Genomic DNA, 14,574 nt, shown 5'->3' with positions numbered 1-14,574 from the left:
TCTGGTATTCAGCGGCGCCCGTGCTTGGGTGAGCGAAGCACAGCGATGCGGGCGCGGGTTGCGAAATATCATTTCTATAGGTTGCCATTTTGAAAACGGTTTTATTGTTAAGCACGTACCCGATTGCCAGTCCCCGTCACGGCGGACAGGTCCGGGTCGCCAACATCGCCAAGACCTTTCGCGAAAATGGTTGGGATGTAACTCATCTGGCTGTATATGAGCCGGAAGGTTATCCGCCATCTACCCTGGGTGCCAACGATGTCAGCTTTCCGGCTGGCAGCGACTTCAGGAAATACAAGGGCACGTATGTGCCACTGATCAACGATTTGCTGTCCGGGGAATTCGCAGCGTCGGAGCAGGGCGGTTTCGCTGACATTCTCAAGAAACTGCCGCCAGTGATCGACGTGATTCATGTCGAGCAGCCATGGCTATGGCCGCTGGTGCTGAAGATCCGCCAGATGCCGCAATACGCCAATGCGTGCCTCATCTACGGCTCGCAGAACATCGAAGCTCCGCTGAAGCAGGAGATTCTCGACAGCTATGGCATCAAGGGCGCCGAATCGGTGATCGCCGACATCGAGACGCTCGAGCGCAAGGCAACGCTGGAAGCAGATATTGCCGTGGCGGTAACCCAGGCCGATTTCGATATTCTCAAGGTCTGGGGCGCGAAAAGACCGCTGCTGGCGTCCAACGGTATCGCGCCATGGTCGGCCAGGGCGGAGTTGCTCGCCAGTTGGAAAGAGCGGCTGCCGCAGTCGCCCTGGATTCTCTATGTTGCCAGTGCCCATCCGCCCAATTTCAAGGGTTTCAATGAATGCCTCGGCAGTTCTCTGGCGTGCATTCCTCCGGACAGCAAACTGGTGGTGGTCGGCAGTGTATGTGAGCACCTCGAAACCACACTTCGCGACAGTCGCTGGGGACAACTGAACCTGTCGCGCCTGCAACTGCTGTACATGCTGCCGGACGAAGATCTGGACGCCGTCAAGACACTTGCGCACGCATTTCTGTTACCGATCCCTCACGGTGGCGGCTCGAATATCAAAACCGCAGAAGCCATTTACTCTGGCAAGTACGTCATCGGCACCGAAGCGGCATTTCGTGGTTTCGAACAGCATCTTCTGCTTCCCGAGATCAGTGTTGCGCGTACGCCCCACGAGTTTCATGCGGCAATCCGCGCGCGTCTCACCGGGCCTGCGATGATCAGTGGTGACGGCCCGGACAGAGCATCGCGTGAGCCATTGACGTGGGCTCGGAGTCTGGAATCAATTCCGCGTACAGCGGCAGACGTTATCGTTCAGAAGGCGCAAGCATGACCACTTGGTTTGATGTAACAACCATTCTTGGCTGGCGTCGGCCAGCCGTAGGCATTATTCGTACCGAGGCCGAGGCTGCGGCCCATGCGCTCGAACTGATCGCGGCGGGGAAGAGGTGAAGTTCTGCTTCTTCAGTCATGCCACCGGATACAGCGCGATCGATGCGACCGACGTGGCAAAAACCCTGAAGAGAATTTCCGGGGTTCACGCGGCAGCGCCAGGCCGGACAGCTGCCGGCACTACCAATAAACGTTCGATAGAGGCGCGCCTGAAAGAAAAGGCGACCAAGGTACTGAACCGCCTGCCTCCCAAGTTGAGCGGGCGTATCTATCAGTTTTTCCAGCTGCGCCGTACCTCCATCGTGGAAGCGGTGATCGGCGTCCGCCATTTGATTTCGGCCGCACGGGCTTTTTCAAACCGGCCCAGCGCAGCCATGTATTCAATCCTGCGTCACGCAAAGTGCACAGTGGCGGCCATCCCTTTGCCAAAGGTGACAGCTACATATCGGTGGGGCTGGACTGGGACAATAAAGACCTTGTGCATCTCTATGAGTTGAAGAAGCAGGTCGGTTTGCGCGTCATTCTCTTCTGCTACGACGTGATTCCGGTGAGGCTGCCACATTTGTGTGTGGGTGATGTTGCGGCCAAGTTTGCCAATTACTTTGCTGACGTCGCCTGGTGCGCGGACAAGATCCTGTGCATTTCCGAATGCACGCGCAAGGATCTGATCGCGTTGCTCGATGAATTGGGTGCGCCGGTTCCTGAAACGGCGGTGGTCAAGTTGGGCTGCCAGCTATCTCACGAGTTGAGCGACGCCGTCAGCCCTGACGTCGAGACATTGTTGAAAGAGCGTTTCGTCCTGTTCGTTTCCACGATCGAGCGCCGCAAGAACCATGAGGTGCTTTACCGCGCCTATACCCGCCTGATCGATAGCGGTGTTCAGGATCTGCCTAAACTGGTCTTTGTCGGAATGCCGGGTTGGGGCGTGGGTGACTTGTTATCGGACATCTCGCTTGATCCGAGAACTCAGGATTACATACGCATTCTCAATAACGTGTCGGACTCAGACCTCATGCACTTGTACCGCAACTGCATGATGACTGCGTTCCCGTCATTGTATGAAGGGTGGGGACTGCCTGTTGCCGAAAGTCTCGCTGCCGGCAAGTACTGCCTGGCCTCCAATGCGGCTTCGATTCCGGAAGTAGGCGGGCAGCTGCTGGACTACCTGGAGCCATGGGATGTGTCGGCTTGGGTGGCTGAACTGCACAAGTATGCGTTCGATCCGCTGGCGCTGGCGGCCAAGGAAGCGGCGATCAAACGTGATTACAAACCCGTTGCCTGGAAAGAGACGGCGCAGTTTGTTTTCGATAGCCTGAAGTAACGATTACAGCATGCGGTGGATCAGGGTCGATCCACCGCATGCTGGTATTCAGGCAATCGTATTGGTGTTGAACAGATTCAGCGACTTGAGAATCTCGGGCGTACCGAGCAATTCGGGGCTTGCTGACCATTTCTCGATGATGGTCGCAAAATGGTCGACCGCTGAAATGATGACCTTCGCCCGAAGCGCGACAGGCACCGCCTGCACAAGTTTGTGGGCGTAGTTCTCGGCCGTGAATGTCTCCTGTGCCCACGTTTGCGCCTGCTTGCCGATATCGATCGCCGCGGAGGGGCTGCTGCGCAGTGATAGAAGGATCTTCTTCAGATCTTCTATTTCCCTTTCAGGCGATACCTTCAATACGTACTGATCGGGCAGTTCGCTGTAAAAGCCGGTGTCGGTAACGATGGTGGCTTTACCGTACAGCATCGCTTCAATCGCAGAGGCCGAAGCCGCTTCGAGGCTGGGCCAGCGCAGGCAACTGATAACGTCAGCTTCGCGAATGGCCTCTGACAACGCGGCGTCATCGACTTCGTTGGAAATAATCAGCTCGACCCCGGCTTTGGCGGCCATTTCGGACAATTTCCGTTCGACATCCGGAAGAATCGCCCCCACCAGACGGTAACTCACGTTCTTTCGAAGTGAGGCGTTGCTGGCAATGGCCTTGATGCAACTTTCCACCCGTTTGTTGGGGTTGACGTGGCCAATGGTCAACAACCGCAACTTGCGATTGTCATTTTGTACCGGTTGCCCGGCGACAGCCCCGGGAGCGTCGTAGGCCAGCGGCGTCACAAAAACCGGACCCGCGCACGCGGCCATTACCCGCTTGCATCCCCAGTTGCTATGGGTAATCACGCCGGTGGCCATCGAACTGATCCATTCGGTCAGCGGTGCGGTTTCTCGCGTCGAGTTGATGAAGGTCGTACTGTCGCTGACGTTGAAGTAGTCGCTGGCGATTCTGCGTCCGTACCACTGCGTCAGGATGTGATGGGCCTCATCGCGCCGTTGCTGCGCCCAACCCCAGAAAAGATGGCCGAGGAAGAAGTCATGCAGGCAGACGATGCCCGGGGCTTTGTGAAGCCAGGCTACGCCACCTTCGTGAAACTCGTAGTTGTCGCCGATCTGGTAGACGAGGCAGTCAGCGTCCGCCACTTCGGTGCCAACCCGCTCTTCATCCGTCCAGGCAATGACGGTGCAACCGAAGTCATGAGCCTCTTTGTCGAGAACATGCGGGCTTTCAGTGCGCACCAGCACAATGTGGTGCTGCTGACTGAGCAGGGCGCGAACCACGAGACGAGTCATCCTTCCGATGGCGGAGGATTTGACGCCGGGGGTAAAAATGACCAGTTTCATTTAAGTAGCGCCTCTATGGTCTCGGGCCAGTTGATGCCCAGGGTGTTCCACAGCGCCTCCGCGCCTTCGCCGTACTCGATGGTTCGGGTTTTGCTTTCGAATGCCGCATTCATCGCTTCTGCCAGACTTTCTGCAGTGGGTTCTGCCCGCCATCCGGACTCCTGCGGATTGACCAGGCCCAGGATGCCACCGCTGTCCGTCGTCGTGATCAGTGCTTTGCGCGCAGTGGCGGCTTCCATCGCGACGTAACCCAGGAGTCTTCATCGAACGGAATGTAAGCAACCGCGAGTGCACGATTGACATAATTGACGTAGGTGGAGCGAGGCAGGAATCCAAGGTCAAGTTTGACGCGGTCATGCAGGCCGAACTCATTGATGATCGAATGCAATTGCAGCGTGTCGGCGTGCGACTCGGGAGGCCCGGCAATGACCAGCTTGACCCGTTTGTCGGCTTTGGCAAGTGCTCGCAGCAGCAAGTGCTGACGCTTCATGCCGTTGACGCGTCCGCCGGCAAATATGTAATCGTCATATTCACCGCCGGTGAATGCTTCAGGATCGTTTACGGGCGGCAACAACACCTGCGAGTCGAAGCCGTTGTATTTGAACAACCGCTGTCTGGTCACTTCGGAGTTGGTGTAGATGCTGCGGCTCTCCGCGAAAGTTTCGTTGTCCGCGTTGATAATGGCGTTGCGAATGTCGCTGCCGCTCTTGTCTGCCGGCAGGTTGGTCTGGCCGACGTCGTAAAGGTCGTAGGCCTGACGATACTGGTGCAGCAGCCACAGTGATTTGCGGTGGTGGCGAACCAGGTACGCCGGGAATTTCAAGGCGATGACGTGATCGGTATTGAAGATTTCCAGCGTGCGGGTCAGCAGCATCTGGGAGGGATGCGCGATGCCGGTTCCCACTGAGCCGGGATGCGCATGACTTCGGCGTCGTGACCGGCCATGAGCAGGTTTCTTTGCAGATTGACCGCCAGTTCTTCGGCGCCGCCCCAGATGAACGGAGCCATGTTGTTTACAATCAGGACTTTCATGCCAACAGACGCTCCAGCACATGTGACCAGGAAATTTTCAAGTCAACCAGGCGCTGCCGGGCATTCTTGCCCATGGCTTCGGTCAGACTTCGATCCCGGTAGAGTTTGTCCATCGCAGCGGCCAGAGACTCTGGAGTCGGCTCGGCGATATAGCCGTTATAGCCATCCTGAACCAATTCCAGAACGCCACCCGAGTCGGTAGTGGTTAGGATCGGTTTTTCCGCGTGACTGGCTTCGAGGCTGGGGTAGCCGTAGGAGTCTTCATCAACCGGAAGGTAGGCGGCAGCCAGGCAAACTGACAGCTGCGCGACCTTTTCTTCTTCAGTGATCCAGCGATCATCCAGGGTCACTCGGTCCGAAAGGCCGTACTCTTCGATTTTTTCGCGCAGGGCGATGCCGTAGTCTGGACCCGCGCCCGTTCCCAGCAACCGCAGGCGGACCGGCGTCGTCGTATAGTTCAGTGCGTCGATCAGCAGGTGTTGGCGCTTGTGATGTTCGAGGCGGCAGATGTAAGCGATTTCATCGTTGTAGCCAGCGCAAAAAAACGCTCCGATTCGAAGACCGGAGGGTAAAGCACCTCGCTATCGAAGTCGTTGTAGGTCTTGAGTCGCTTGGATACGACCTTCGAATTGGTGAAGATCGCCTTTGCTTCGCCCAGGGCTCGGGTATCGGCATCCACCAGCGCATCGCGAATTGCGCGATGCTTGGCATTGTCCGGGAAATCGCGGTACGGGCTGTCCCACATATCGTAGAACGCACGAATGTGATGGATGAACCAGAGGATCTTGTGCGGATGGGGAATCAGGTGCGACTGTGGCCGGAAACATATCACCCGGTCAGCGCTCTGCAGATCGACCCAACGCAACGCCATCATCTGTTGAAACAACAGATCCGGCGCATCCAGTTCGGGCAAGTAGACGACTTCGACCTGATGGCCGGCTGCCGTCAGCGTGGAGGCCAGCCAGTCGACGATATTCCTTCCGCCCCTCTGATGAAGGGCACGAATGTGGAGCAAAGGGCGATTTTCATCAGTCGGCCAGGACCTCACGCAGGCTGGCTGCAATTCTGATGATGTCATCCTGAGTCAGGTCCTGATGCGTCGGCAAATTGATGCCCCGTCCCGACCACAAGTCTGCAACAGGGTAGGTACTGTCCTCCTTGTACGGTGGCAGCACGTGCATCGGGTAGAAGACCGGGCGGGTTTCGATACCCATGGCATCAAGCTTTTGCATGACTTCGTCACGTTTGTGCTCGTCGCCATCGCTCAGGAAGATGTTGTACATCCAGAAAACCTGTTTGGCCCAGGAGGCCTCGGTCGGCAACACGATTTTGCCAGCCAGGTCGGCCAGCGCTTCGTTATACCAGCCAGCGAGCCGATCACGATCTGCCAGGGCAGTATCAATGTTTTCCATCTGCGCCAGACCGATCGCTGCCTGAATGTTGGTCATGCGGTAGTTGTAGCCGACCACTGGAAACCAGTAACGACGCTTCGGGTCCATGCCCTGACCACGGAACAGGCGCAGTTTCGCCGCCAGCTCATCATCGTTGGTGGTAATCATGCCGCCCTCACCAGTGGTGACGATCTTGTTGCCAAAAAACTGAAGGTTGCGCACGTGCCGAGGCTGCCAACCTTGCTGCCCTTGACCTCGGCGCCATGGGCTTCGGCCGCGTCTTCCACCACCCACAGGTTGTGTTTGCGGGCGATTTCGTTGACGACATCCATTTGCGCAGGGTGACCGTACAGGTGCACCGGGATGATGCCTTTGGTCTTCGCGGTGATCTTGCTTTCGATGGTCTGCGGATCGATGTTCATCGTATCGGCGCAAACGTCCACCAATACAGGCGTCGCTCCGCAGTAGCGCACGGCATTGGCGGTGGCAATGTAGGTCACTGTCGGAATGATGACTTCATCGCCCGGTTGCAGGTCGAGCACGACCAATGCCAGGTGCAGTGCAGTGGTGCCGTTGTTGGTCGCGATCGCGTGCTTGACGCCGCAGAATGCTGCGAAGCTTTCTTCGAAGGCGCCGATGTATTTGCCGTTCGAGGAAATCCAGTTGGTATCCAGGCAATCCAGCACATACTTACGTTCGTTTCCGGCAAGCTTCGGTTGTGCAACAGAAATACGATTCATGCTTGTTCCTTCAAATTTTGTGTAGAACTTTGGCTGGCACGCCTACGACTGTAGTTGCCGACCCGATGTTCGAAATGACGACGCTGCCGGCACCTACCATCACCGACTCACCAATATGAACCTCGGGGATGATTTTGCTGCCGACACCGATAAAGCTGAGCTTGCCCACATGCACATTGCCCGCCAGCGCGCATTGCGGAGCGATATGGACCGCCTCGCCAATCACGCAATCGTGATCGATAGTGGCGCCGGTATTGACGATGCACAGGTCCGAAATTTTCGCCTCGGCATTGATAACGGCGCCGGCCATGACGGCGATTCCCTCCCCAAATTAGCTGAAGGTGATACCACTGCTGCCGGACTGATCGCATTGACCAGGCCAAACCCCAGCTGGGTCGCCTTTGCGGCCAGCTTGTTTCGCACCGAATTGGAGCCGATCGCGATGAATGCCTTTTCGTAGCCATCATTGCGAAGCGCCGCGAGGTGTTCGTCATTTTTAAGTACGGGAACCCCCAGGCAGGTATCCGGACTGTCCGGATTACCTACGCAGTAAGCGACGCTATCGCCTTGGGCTCGCAGCAATTCGATACACACCTTGGCGTGCCCGCCGGCACCGACGACGATCACTTCACTTTTCATGCACCTTCACCTCTGGCTTGTCGAGGAGCGGCCGTGGCCTCGCCCTGAGGCGAATCGACAGCCGGTTGACGGTCGACGCCCGGACATTTCCGTTCGATACGGTCAAGTTGTTGTTGCAGACTTTCCAGCGAGTGCTGGCCGGAAAAGATTTTTTGCGACAGTCGGGCCTGGATCTTCGCCGAGTTCGCCAGGCGCTGAAATTCGAGAACGATCTGCTGGTGCTGCTGGTACTGAATTTTCTGCAGCTTGGTGAACTCTTCCAGCATTTCCTGGCGGAGGGTGGAGGTGAAGTAGTTGCGCAGGCGGAACAATAGTGGTCGGGTGACCGGTCGGGCCGCTCTGACAAGGCGATGCGCAATACGCACAAGCGCCTGTTTCGTATAGTGGCGTACGATCAGTTTCATGCCTGGCTTGGTCGCGACAACCTCCGCCGGGACATCAGCCCCCGTTTCAATGAGGTTCTTGGCGTGCAGGCGGCTGGAGGCCAGCGTGAAAGCCACCTGTATATCCACCCCGTTGCGCTTAATGCTGTTCATCTGCCTCAAGCTCCGAAATAAGCTGCGGTGACCGTCGCCGGGTCGCCATCCATTTTTATTTTCCCGTGCTCCAGCCACAGCACTCGATTACAGGTGTGCATGACGAGTTCGCGCGAGTGGCTGGCAATCACCAGGATATTGGTCGATTTCACCAGCTCGTTCATGCGGATTTCGGCTTTGTGCTTGAAGCCTTCATCGCCCACCGAAAGCCATTCGTCCATCAACAGAATTTCCGGTTTTATCGTCGTCGAAACCGCAAACGCCAGACGCAAGTGCATCCCTGACGAATAAGTGCGGATCGGCATGTCGACAAAATCACCAAGCTCGGAGAATTCGATGATCTCGTCGAGCTTTTCGGCGATCTCCGACTTGGTCATGCCAAGAATGCCGCCGCGCAGGAAAATGTTTTCCCGGCCGGTCGCTTCCGGATCCGTACCCAGTGATATGTCGATCAACGAGCCGATTTCTCCCTTGATCACGGCGGTGCCGGAGGAAGGTTCGTACACGCTGCTGAGCAAGCGCAGCAGCGTGCTCTTGCCGGCGCCGTTGTGTCCAAGGAGGCCGACCCGATCCCCGTCGCGGAGCGTGAAAGTCAGGTCTTCGAGAGCTCTGACAATCACTCGGCCCTGTTGATCCGCACCTAACTGACCGCCGGTAGCCACTTGCATCAGACGCTTTTTCAGCGAGCGTCCGTTCGCGTTATAGATCGGAAAATCTACACAGACATTTTTGAATTCGATCAAGGACATTAGTCGTTCTTCTCAGAGCCAGTATGCGATGCGGCGCTTGTAACGGCCGTAAACCACGAGCGCGAAAGCCCAGCCGACGACGGCCATGCCCAGGAAACCCACCAGTTGGTAGCGGTGGGCAACTGCCCGATCAGCGGGGATCGAACCACCGACATGACATGGTAGGCCGGGTTCAGATCGAGCAGGTACAGACCTGCCCGTTGCGGCAGCAAGCTTGGCATCCACATGATTGGCGTGAGGTAAAACACGACTTGCAACAAACTTCCGACAATCTGGGGCAGATCACGGTAGCGCGCACACAGAATGCCCAGCAGAAGGGCGATCCAGGTCAAGTTGAGCAGTGCCAGGAAAAACCCGGAATGCTGATCAGGGCCAACCAGGTCAGCGGTTTGCCGACGGCCAGCAGTACCAGTGGAAAGATCACGATGTTGTGACCCAGAATCAGGATGTTGCGCCAGATCATGCGCATGATGTGGGCAAACAGGGGGATCGGTAATTGCTTGATGATGCCTTCGGCGGCAATGAACCCGGTGCAGCCTTCGGTGATCACCGTGGACATGAAGCTCCAGAGAATCATGCCGATCGCGAGAAAAGGCAGGAATTCCTGAATCGGAGAATTGAAAATCTGACCGAAAACCACACCGATGGTGGCGATCATGACGCCCATGCTGATAGTCAGCCAGAACGGTCCGAGTGCCGACCTTCTATAGCGCTGGCGAACGTCCTGCCAGCCTAGCATCCCTACTAAAGCGTACCGTCTCGTCGCGGCGATGATGTCCGACACGGCGATACTTACTGAACCATTGCGCATTAATAGCACCAGATTGTTGATCAAAAAAACACGCCATTTTAGGCTTGGGTGCGGGGAGTGTCACTCTTTCTGAGTTATTTCTTTATTGCCTGTCGCACGAGCTGGAGGATTTCGATCAGTAGCAGCAACTTCTTGATTTATATATCCGTGTAGGCGTGGCAGGGATCGGGCAGAATGCAATCCTCGACACGCGGAGGAAGGTCATGGGCTGCTGGCATAATGATCCTGTTACGCCTGGCGAACAGCTTTGGTATCGTCGTTCCGAGCCGCATTCTGTATGATCTGCAAGATTTCATGGCTCTTCGACTTAGAGCTCAATGGGCGCACATGACACAACGGAGCCTGGCAAAGGCTCTCTAATGGAGTTTAGAGGATTCGCATGAAAGCTATCGTTACCGGCATTACTGGGCAAGACGGCGCCTATCTGGCGGAACTGCTGCTGGAAAAGGGTTATACGGTGTACGGCACCTACCGTCGAACCAGTTCTGTCAACTTCTGGCGCATTGAGGAGCTGGGTATTGAAAAGCATCCCAATCTGCATCTGGTCGAGTACGACCTGACCGATCTGTCGGCCAGCATCCGTCTGCTTCAGACCACTGAAGCGACTGAGGTTTACAACCTTGCAGCCCAGAGTTTCGTTGGCGTGTCATTCGATCAGCCTCTGACTACCGGTGACATTACCGGCATGGGGTGTGTGAACCTTCTGGAAGCGATCCGGATCGTCAATCCGAAAGTGCGTTTCTACCAGGCATCGACTTCCGAGATGTTCGGCAAGGTGCAGGCGATCCCCCAGATCGAAAGCACACCTTTCTACCCGCGCAGTCCTTACGGCGTTGCCAAACTGTACGCGCACTGGATGACCATCAACTACCGCGAGTCCTACAACATCTTTGCCACCAGCGGCATTTTGTTCAACCACGAGTCGCCACTGCGCGGACGCGAGTTCGTTACCCGCAAGATCACCGACTCCGTGGCGAAGATCAAGCTGGGCCTGCTCGACAAGATGGAACTCGGCAATCTGGACGCCAAGCGTGACTGGGGCTTTGCGAAAGAGTACGTCGAAGGCATGTGGCGCATGCTGCAGGCAGACGAGCCGGATACTTTTGTACTTGCGACCAACCGTACCGAAACCGTGCGCGATTTCGTCACCATGGCCTTCAAGGCTGTCGGGATCGATCTGGCCTGGAGCGGTGCGGCTGAAGACGAGAAGGGCACAGACCTGGCGACTGGCAAGGTGTTGGTCACGATCAACCCGAAATTCTACCGTCCTACCGAAGTCGAGCTGTTGATCGGCAACCCTGCCAAAGCCAAAGCGGCGCTGGGCTGGGAGCCAAAAACCACGCTTGAAGAGCTGTGCCGCATGATGGTCGAGGCGGATCTGCGTCGAAATGAGAAAGGGTTTTCGTTCTGATGAGTATTGCCGGTAAGCGCGCGTTGATCACAGGTATTCAAGGTTTCACCGGGCGGTACATGGCTGCTGAGCTCAAGGCCGGTGGCTATGAAGTGATAGGGATGGGTACACAACCGTCGGATGAACCTGGCTATTATCAGGTTGATCTGGCTGACGGTTCTGCCTTGCGCGAGTTACTGGCAACTATTCAACCCGACGTGGTAATTCATCTGGCTGCACTCGCCTTTGTGGCTCACGGTGCGGCCGATACGTTCTACCGCGTCAATCTGATCGGCACCCGTCACCTGCTGGAAGCCGTCGCAGCTTGTGGCAAGGTGCCGGACTGCGTGCTGCTGGCAAGCAGTGCCAATGTCTATGGCAATGCTTCGGCGGGGTTGCTCAGTGAAACCACACCGCCAGCGCCGGCCAACGATTACGCAGTCAGCAAACTGGCCATGGAATACATGGCCAGTCTTTGGCATAACCGCTTGCCGATAGTGGTGACGCGTCCTTTCAATTACACCGGTGTCGGCCAGGCCGAGAGCTTTCTGCTGCCGAAGATCGTCGCTCATTTCCGGCAACGTGCGGACAAGATCGAGCTGGGCAATCTCGATGTATCTCGCGACTTCAGTGATGTGCGTGCAGTGGTCAAGGCTTATCGCGGTTTGATCGAGGCGCGGCCTGTTGGCCAGACGGTCAATGTGAGTTCGGGCAAGAGTCATTCCCTGCGTGAAGTGATCGACATGTGTTCGGCTATCACGGGGCATCAGCTTGCAGTCGAAGTGAACCCGGCGTTCGTCCGAGCCAACGAAGTCAAAATTCTCTGCGGCGACAATACCCGTCTTTGTGAGCTGGTTCAGGGCTGGGATACGCCAAGACTGGAAGAAACTCTGAGCTGGATGCTTGCGGCGGAATAAATGAAGCTAGTTCTTTCAGTTGAGCCGATCCGCTTTCCGCTGACTGGCATCGGTCGCTATACCTATGAACTTGCGCTGAGACTTCAGCAAAGTCCCGAAATTACCGACCTGCAATTTTTTGCCGGTCGACGTTTTCTGCCTGAACTTCCCACAGCTTCCAATGAGTCCGGCAGTGGTTACGGCTTGAAGCGTGCGGTGCAGAAGAACTTTTTGGCAGTGGAAGCTTATCGGCTGTTGATGCCGATGTTGCGCAAGGCTGCCCTGAAAGGGCATGGGGATTTTCTCTACCACAGCCCCAATTATTATCTGCCGCCTTTTGCCGGGCGCAGCGTGGCAACGTTTCACGATCTGTCGCCCTTCACCTGGGCGCATTGTCACGCGCCGCAGTTAGTCCGTTATCTGCAAAAAGAGCTGAAAACCACGCTGGTCAGGGCCGATGCTTTGATCACTGATTCGGAATTCACGCGACAGGAACTGGCCAGCTATTTTTCATGGCCCATCGAACGAATCCATACTGTGCCGCTGGCCAGCTCTCCGGAGTTCTTTCCTCGCGCGCCGCATGAGCTTCGCGATGTGCTTGCACGCCATGGCTTGAAGCCCGATGGCTACACGCTTTTTGTCGGTACGATCGAGCCACGCAAGAACATCGAGACGTTGCTCGCCGCCTATGGTCGATTGCCCCTTGCATTGCGAACCCGTTGGCCGTTGATCCTTACCGGGTATCACGGTTGGCGCAACGACGCGATTCACGAGAAGCTCGAAAGCGCCAGGCGTGAAGGCTGGGCGCATTATCTCGGATTCGTTCCCAGCGCAGACTTGCCCCTGCTGTTTGCCGGCGCACGTCTGTTCGCGTTTCCGTCGCTTTATGAAGGTTTCGGTCTACCGGTTCTGGAAGCCATGAGCTCCGGGGTGCCGGTGGTCTGCTCCAATAGCTCCTCGCTGCCCGAGGTGGCGGGTGATGCTGCGCTGATGTGCGCCGCGCTGGACGTAGAAGCGCTGACCGGTCTTATCGAGCGCGGGCTGACCGATCAGTGTTGGCGCGATGCCGCCGTCATCAAGGGAATGAAGCACGCGCAAGGCTTTTCCTGGGAGCGTTGTGCTCGAGAAACCCTGCAGGTCTACCAAAAGGTTATCGACGCCAAATGATCAAGGTTCTGCACTTCTTCAAAACCTATTACCCGGAAACGATGGGCGGGATCGAGCAGGTCATTTTCCAGATAGCCCAAGGCGGCGCGGAACACGGGTTTTGCTCCGAAGTGCTGTACCTCAGTGAACGGGGCGCTGCTCGTAATGAAACAGTGGGTAATCACCTGACCCATCGCTCGAGGCTGGATATGCATGTTGCCTCGACGGGATTCTCTCTGTCCGCGTTCAAGGATTTTTCGCAATTGGCCAAAGAGGCTGATGTGGTGCATTACCACTTCCCTGGCCTTATATGGACCTGGTCCATTTTGCGACTCGGCATGGCAAACCCTCGGTACTCAGTTATCACTCCGATATCGTCAAGCAAAAGACACTGCTCAAGTTGTATCAGCCACTGATGAATCGCTTTCTCTCCAGCGTGGATTGTATCGTGGCGTCTTCACCTAACTACGCACAAAGCAGTCCGGTGCTGTCACGGTTCCGCGACAAGGTCGAAATCATTCCTTATGGGTTGGACAGAGCTACCTATCCGGTCGTCCCCGAAACCAGGCTTGATTTCTGGCGGAGCAGGGTGGGTTCTAAGTTCTTCCTGTTCGTCGGTGCCTTGCGATATTACAAGGGGCTCGATTACTTGCTGGATGCGGCAAAGATCAGCGGTTTGCCAGTGGTGATCCTCGGGGGCGGGCATCAGGAGTCCGAACTAAAGAGCAGGCTGCGCGGCTCGGCCTTGCCAATGTGCATTTTCTGGGAGGCTTGGGTGATGAGGACAAGGCTGCGCTGTTGACGCTGTGTTATGCCTTTGTGTTTCCATCACACTTGCGTTCGGAGTCATTTGGCATTTCGCTGCTCGAGGCGGCGATGTACGGCAAACCGCTCATTTCCTGTGAAATCGGCTCGGGTACTACCTTCATCAACATTGCTGGTGAGACCGGACTTGTGGTTCCGCCTAGAGACTCCGGTGCCCTTGCCAGCGCAATGTTGACGTTGTCGAACGCTCCTGAGCGCGCTCAGGCCTTCGGTGAGAATGCGCAGCGTCGATACTCTGAGGTGTTTTCTGCGCGATCCATGGTTTCAGCGTACGCGGCAATCTATCGGCGCTTGCTGCGAAAACCCTGAGGTCCGAGAGCTTCGCACAAGCGCCGTGGAGTCTTCCGTACAGTGATCGTGAGCGCGTCGTCTCAAT

The 14,574-nt window shown here is 56.5% G+C and carries 15 protein-coding genes and 3 pseudogenes; 7 read left to right on the top strand and 11 right to left on the bottom strand.

Annotation, left to right across the window (positions count from 1 at the left end; genetic code table 11):
• Positions 1-89: 89 nt before the first annotated feature.
• From LJU32_23835 to LJU32_23825, 3 genes are all read left to right on the top strand, one after another.
• Positions 90-1,313, top strand: a complete 1,224-nt coding sequence (locus tag LJU32_23835; GenBank protein WKV88422.1) for a hypothetical protein — start codon at positions 90-92, stop codon at positions 1,311-1,313.
• Positions 1,314-1,428: 115 nt separating this feature from the next.
• Positions 1,429-1,869, top strand: coding sequence for a hypothetical protein (locus tag LJU32_23830; protein ID WKV88421.1), 441 nt, complete (start codon positions 1,429-1,431; stop codon positions 1,867-1,869).
• Positions 1,821-2,693 (top strand): glycosyltransferase family 4 protein, encoded by an 873-nt coding sequence (locus tag LJU32_23825; protein WKV88420.1) that lies wholly within the window; start codon positions 1,821-1,823, stop codon positions 2,691-2,693. Before LJU32_23830 ends, LJU32_23825 begins: the two co-directional genes overlap by 49 nt.
• Before the next feature lie 48 nt (positions 2,694-2,741).
• Here the strand turns inward: LJU32_23825 and LJU32_23820 are convergent, their stop codons facing one another.
• From LJU32_23820 to LJU32_23770, 11 genes and pseudogenes are all read right to left on the bottom strand, one after another.
• The gene (locus tag LJU32_23820; protein WKV88419.1) at positions 2,742-4,043 is read right to left on the bottom strand and encodes a glycosyltransferase; all 1,302 of its coding nucleotides are present in this window, start codon (positions 4,041-4,043) and stop codon (positions 2,742-2,744) included.
• Positions 4,040-4,282 (bottom strand): hypothetical protein, encoded by a 243-nt coding sequence (locus tag LJU32_23815; protein WKV88418.1) that lies wholly within the window; start codon positions 4,280-4,282, stop codon positions 4,040-4,042. The genes LJU32_23820 and LJU32_23815 overlap by 4 nt, the downstream gene beginning before the upstream one ends.
• Complete coding sequence (locus LJU32_23810; GenBank protein ID WKV88417.1) at positions 4,252-4,917, bottom strand: hypothetical protein; 666 nt, start codon at positions 4,915-4,917, stop codon at positions 4,252-4,254. Before LJU32_23810 ends, LJU32_23815 begins: the two co-directional genes overlap by 31 nt.
• Positions 4,908-5,075: a hypothetical protein gene (locus tag LJU32_23805; GenBank protein WKV88416.1), complete on the bottom strand. Its 168-nt coding sequence runs from the start codon at positions 5,073-5,075 to the stop codon at positions 4,908-4,910. Before LJU32_23805 ends, LJU32_23810 begins: the two co-directional genes overlap by 10 nt.
• Positions 5,072-5,584, bottom strand: coding sequence for a glycosyltransferase family 4 protein (locus tag LJU32_23800; protein ID WKV91186.1), 513 nt, complete (start codon positions 5,582-5,584; stop codon positions 5,072-5,074). The genes LJU32_23805 and LJU32_23800 overlap by 4 nt, the downstream gene beginning before the upstream one ends.
• A complete protein-coding gene (locus tag LJU32_23795; protein ID WKV88415.1) occupies positions 5,545-6,090 on the bottom strand; it encodes a hypothetical protein in 546 nt (181 codons plus the stop codon). The genes LJU32_23800 and LJU32_23795 overlap by 40 nt, the downstream gene beginning before the upstream one ends.
• Before the next feature lie 13 nt (positions 6,091-6,103).
• A pseudogene (locus LJU32_23790) lies at positions 6,104-7,206 on the bottom strand (DegT/DnrJ/EryC1/StrS family aminotransferase).
• 10 nt (positions 7,207-7,216) lie between these two features.
• Positions 7,217-7,516, bottom strand: a complete 300-nt coding sequence (locus LJU32_23785; protein WKV88414.1) for a hypothetical protein — start codon at positions 7,514-7,516, stop codon at positions 7,217-7,219.
• A 325-nt stretch (positions 7,517-7,841) separates the two neighbouring features.
• Positions 7,842-8,381, bottom strand: coding sequence for a hypothetical protein (locus LJU32_23780; GenBank protein ID WKV88413.1), 540 nt, complete (start codon positions 8,379-8,381; stop codon positions 7,842-7,844).
• 5 nt (positions 8,382-8,386) lie between these two features.
• Positions 8,387-9,130, bottom strand: coding sequence for an ABC transporter ATP-binding protein (locus tag LJU32_23775; GenBank protein ID WKV88412.1), 744 nt, complete (start codon positions 9,128-9,130; stop codon positions 8,387-8,389).
• A pseudogene (locus tag LJU32_23770) lies at positions 9,130-9,869 on the bottom strand (ABC transporter permease). Before LJU32_23770 ends, LJU32_23775 begins: the two are co-directional and overlap by 1 nt.
• A gap of 451 nt (positions 9,870-10,320) precedes the next feature.
• On the opposite strand from LJU32_23770, the gene gmd reads away from it, so the two are divergent.
• From gmd to LJU32_23750, 4 genes and pseudogenes are all read left to right on the top strand, one after another.
• The gene (gene gmd / locus LJU32_23765; protein ID WKV88411.1) at positions 10,321-11,352 is read left to right on the top strand and encodes a GDP-mannose 4,6-dehydratase; all 1,032 of its coding nucleotides are present in this window, start codon (positions 10,321-10,323) and stop codon (positions 11,350-11,352) included.
• Positions 11,352-12,248 (top strand): GDP-mannose 4,6-dehydratase, encoded by an 897-nt coding sequence (locus LJU32_23760; protein ID WKV88410.1) that lies wholly within the window; start codon positions 11,352-11,354, stop codon positions 12,246-12,248. The genes gmd and LJU32_23760 overlap by 1 nt, the downstream gene beginning before the upstream one ends.
• Positions 12,249-13,394: a glycosyltransferase family 4 protein gene (locus LJU32_23755; protein WKV88409.1), complete on the top strand. Its 1,146-nt coding sequence runs from the start codon at positions 12,249-12,251 to the stop codon at positions 13,392-13,394. It begins immediately after the preceding gene.
• Positions 13,394-14,507, top strand: a pseudogene (locus LJU32_23750) (glycosyltransferase family 4 protein). The gene LJU32_23755 and the pseudogene LJU32_23750 overlap by 1 nt, the downstream one beginning before the upstream one ends.
• Positions 14,508-14,574: the final 67 nt, after the last annotated feature.

It is taken from the genome of Pseudomonas sp. B21_DOA, from assembly GCA_030544685.1.
In the GTDB taxonomy this organism is placed as follows: domain Bacteria; phylum Pseudomonadota; class Gammaproteobacteria; order Pseudomonadales; family Pseudomonadaceae; genus Aquipseudomonas; species Aquipseudomonas fluorescens_AO.
This window is presented reverse-complemented; position numbering and strand designations above follow the sequence as displayed.

Coding starts and splice junctions, on each gene's coding strand:
- LJU32_23820 (WKV88419.1), bottom strand. CDS start 4,043: ATGAAACTGGTCATTTTTACCCCCGGCGTCAAATCCTCCGCCATCGGA.
- LJU32_23815 (WKV88418.1), bottom strand. CDS start 4,282: ATGGAAGCCGCCACTGCGCGCAAAGCACTGATCACGACGACGGACAGC.
- LJU32_23810 (WKV88417.1), bottom strand. CDS start 4,917: ATGCTGCTGACCCGCACGCTGGAAATCTTCAATACCGATCACGTCATC.
- LJU32_23805 (WKV88416.1), bottom strand. CDS start 5,075: ATGAAAGTCCTGATTGTAAACAACATGGCTCCGTTCATCTGGGGCGGC.
- LJU32_23785 (WKV88414.1), bottom strand. CDS start 7,516: ATGGCCGGCGCCGTTATCAATGCCGAGGCGAAAATTTCGGACCTGTGC.
- LJU32_23780 (WKV88413.1), bottom strand. CDS start 8,381: ATGAACAGCATTAAGCGCAACGGGGTGGATATACAGGTGGCTTTCACG.
- LJU32_23775 (WKV88412.1), bottom strand. CDS start 9,130: ATGTCCTTGATCGAATTCAAAAATGTCTGTGTAGATTTTCCGATCTAT.
- gmd (WKV88411.1), top strand. CDS start 10,321: ATGAAAGCTATCGTTACCGGCATTACTGGGCAAGACGGCGCCTATCTG.
- LJU32_23760 (WKV88410.1), top strand. CDS start 11,352: ATGAGTATTGCCGGTAAGCGCGCGTTGATCACAGGTATTCAAGGTTTC.
- LJU32_23755 (WKV88409.1), top strand. CDS start 12,249: ATGAAGCTAGTTCTTTCAGTTGAGCCGATCCGCTTTCCGCTGACTGGC.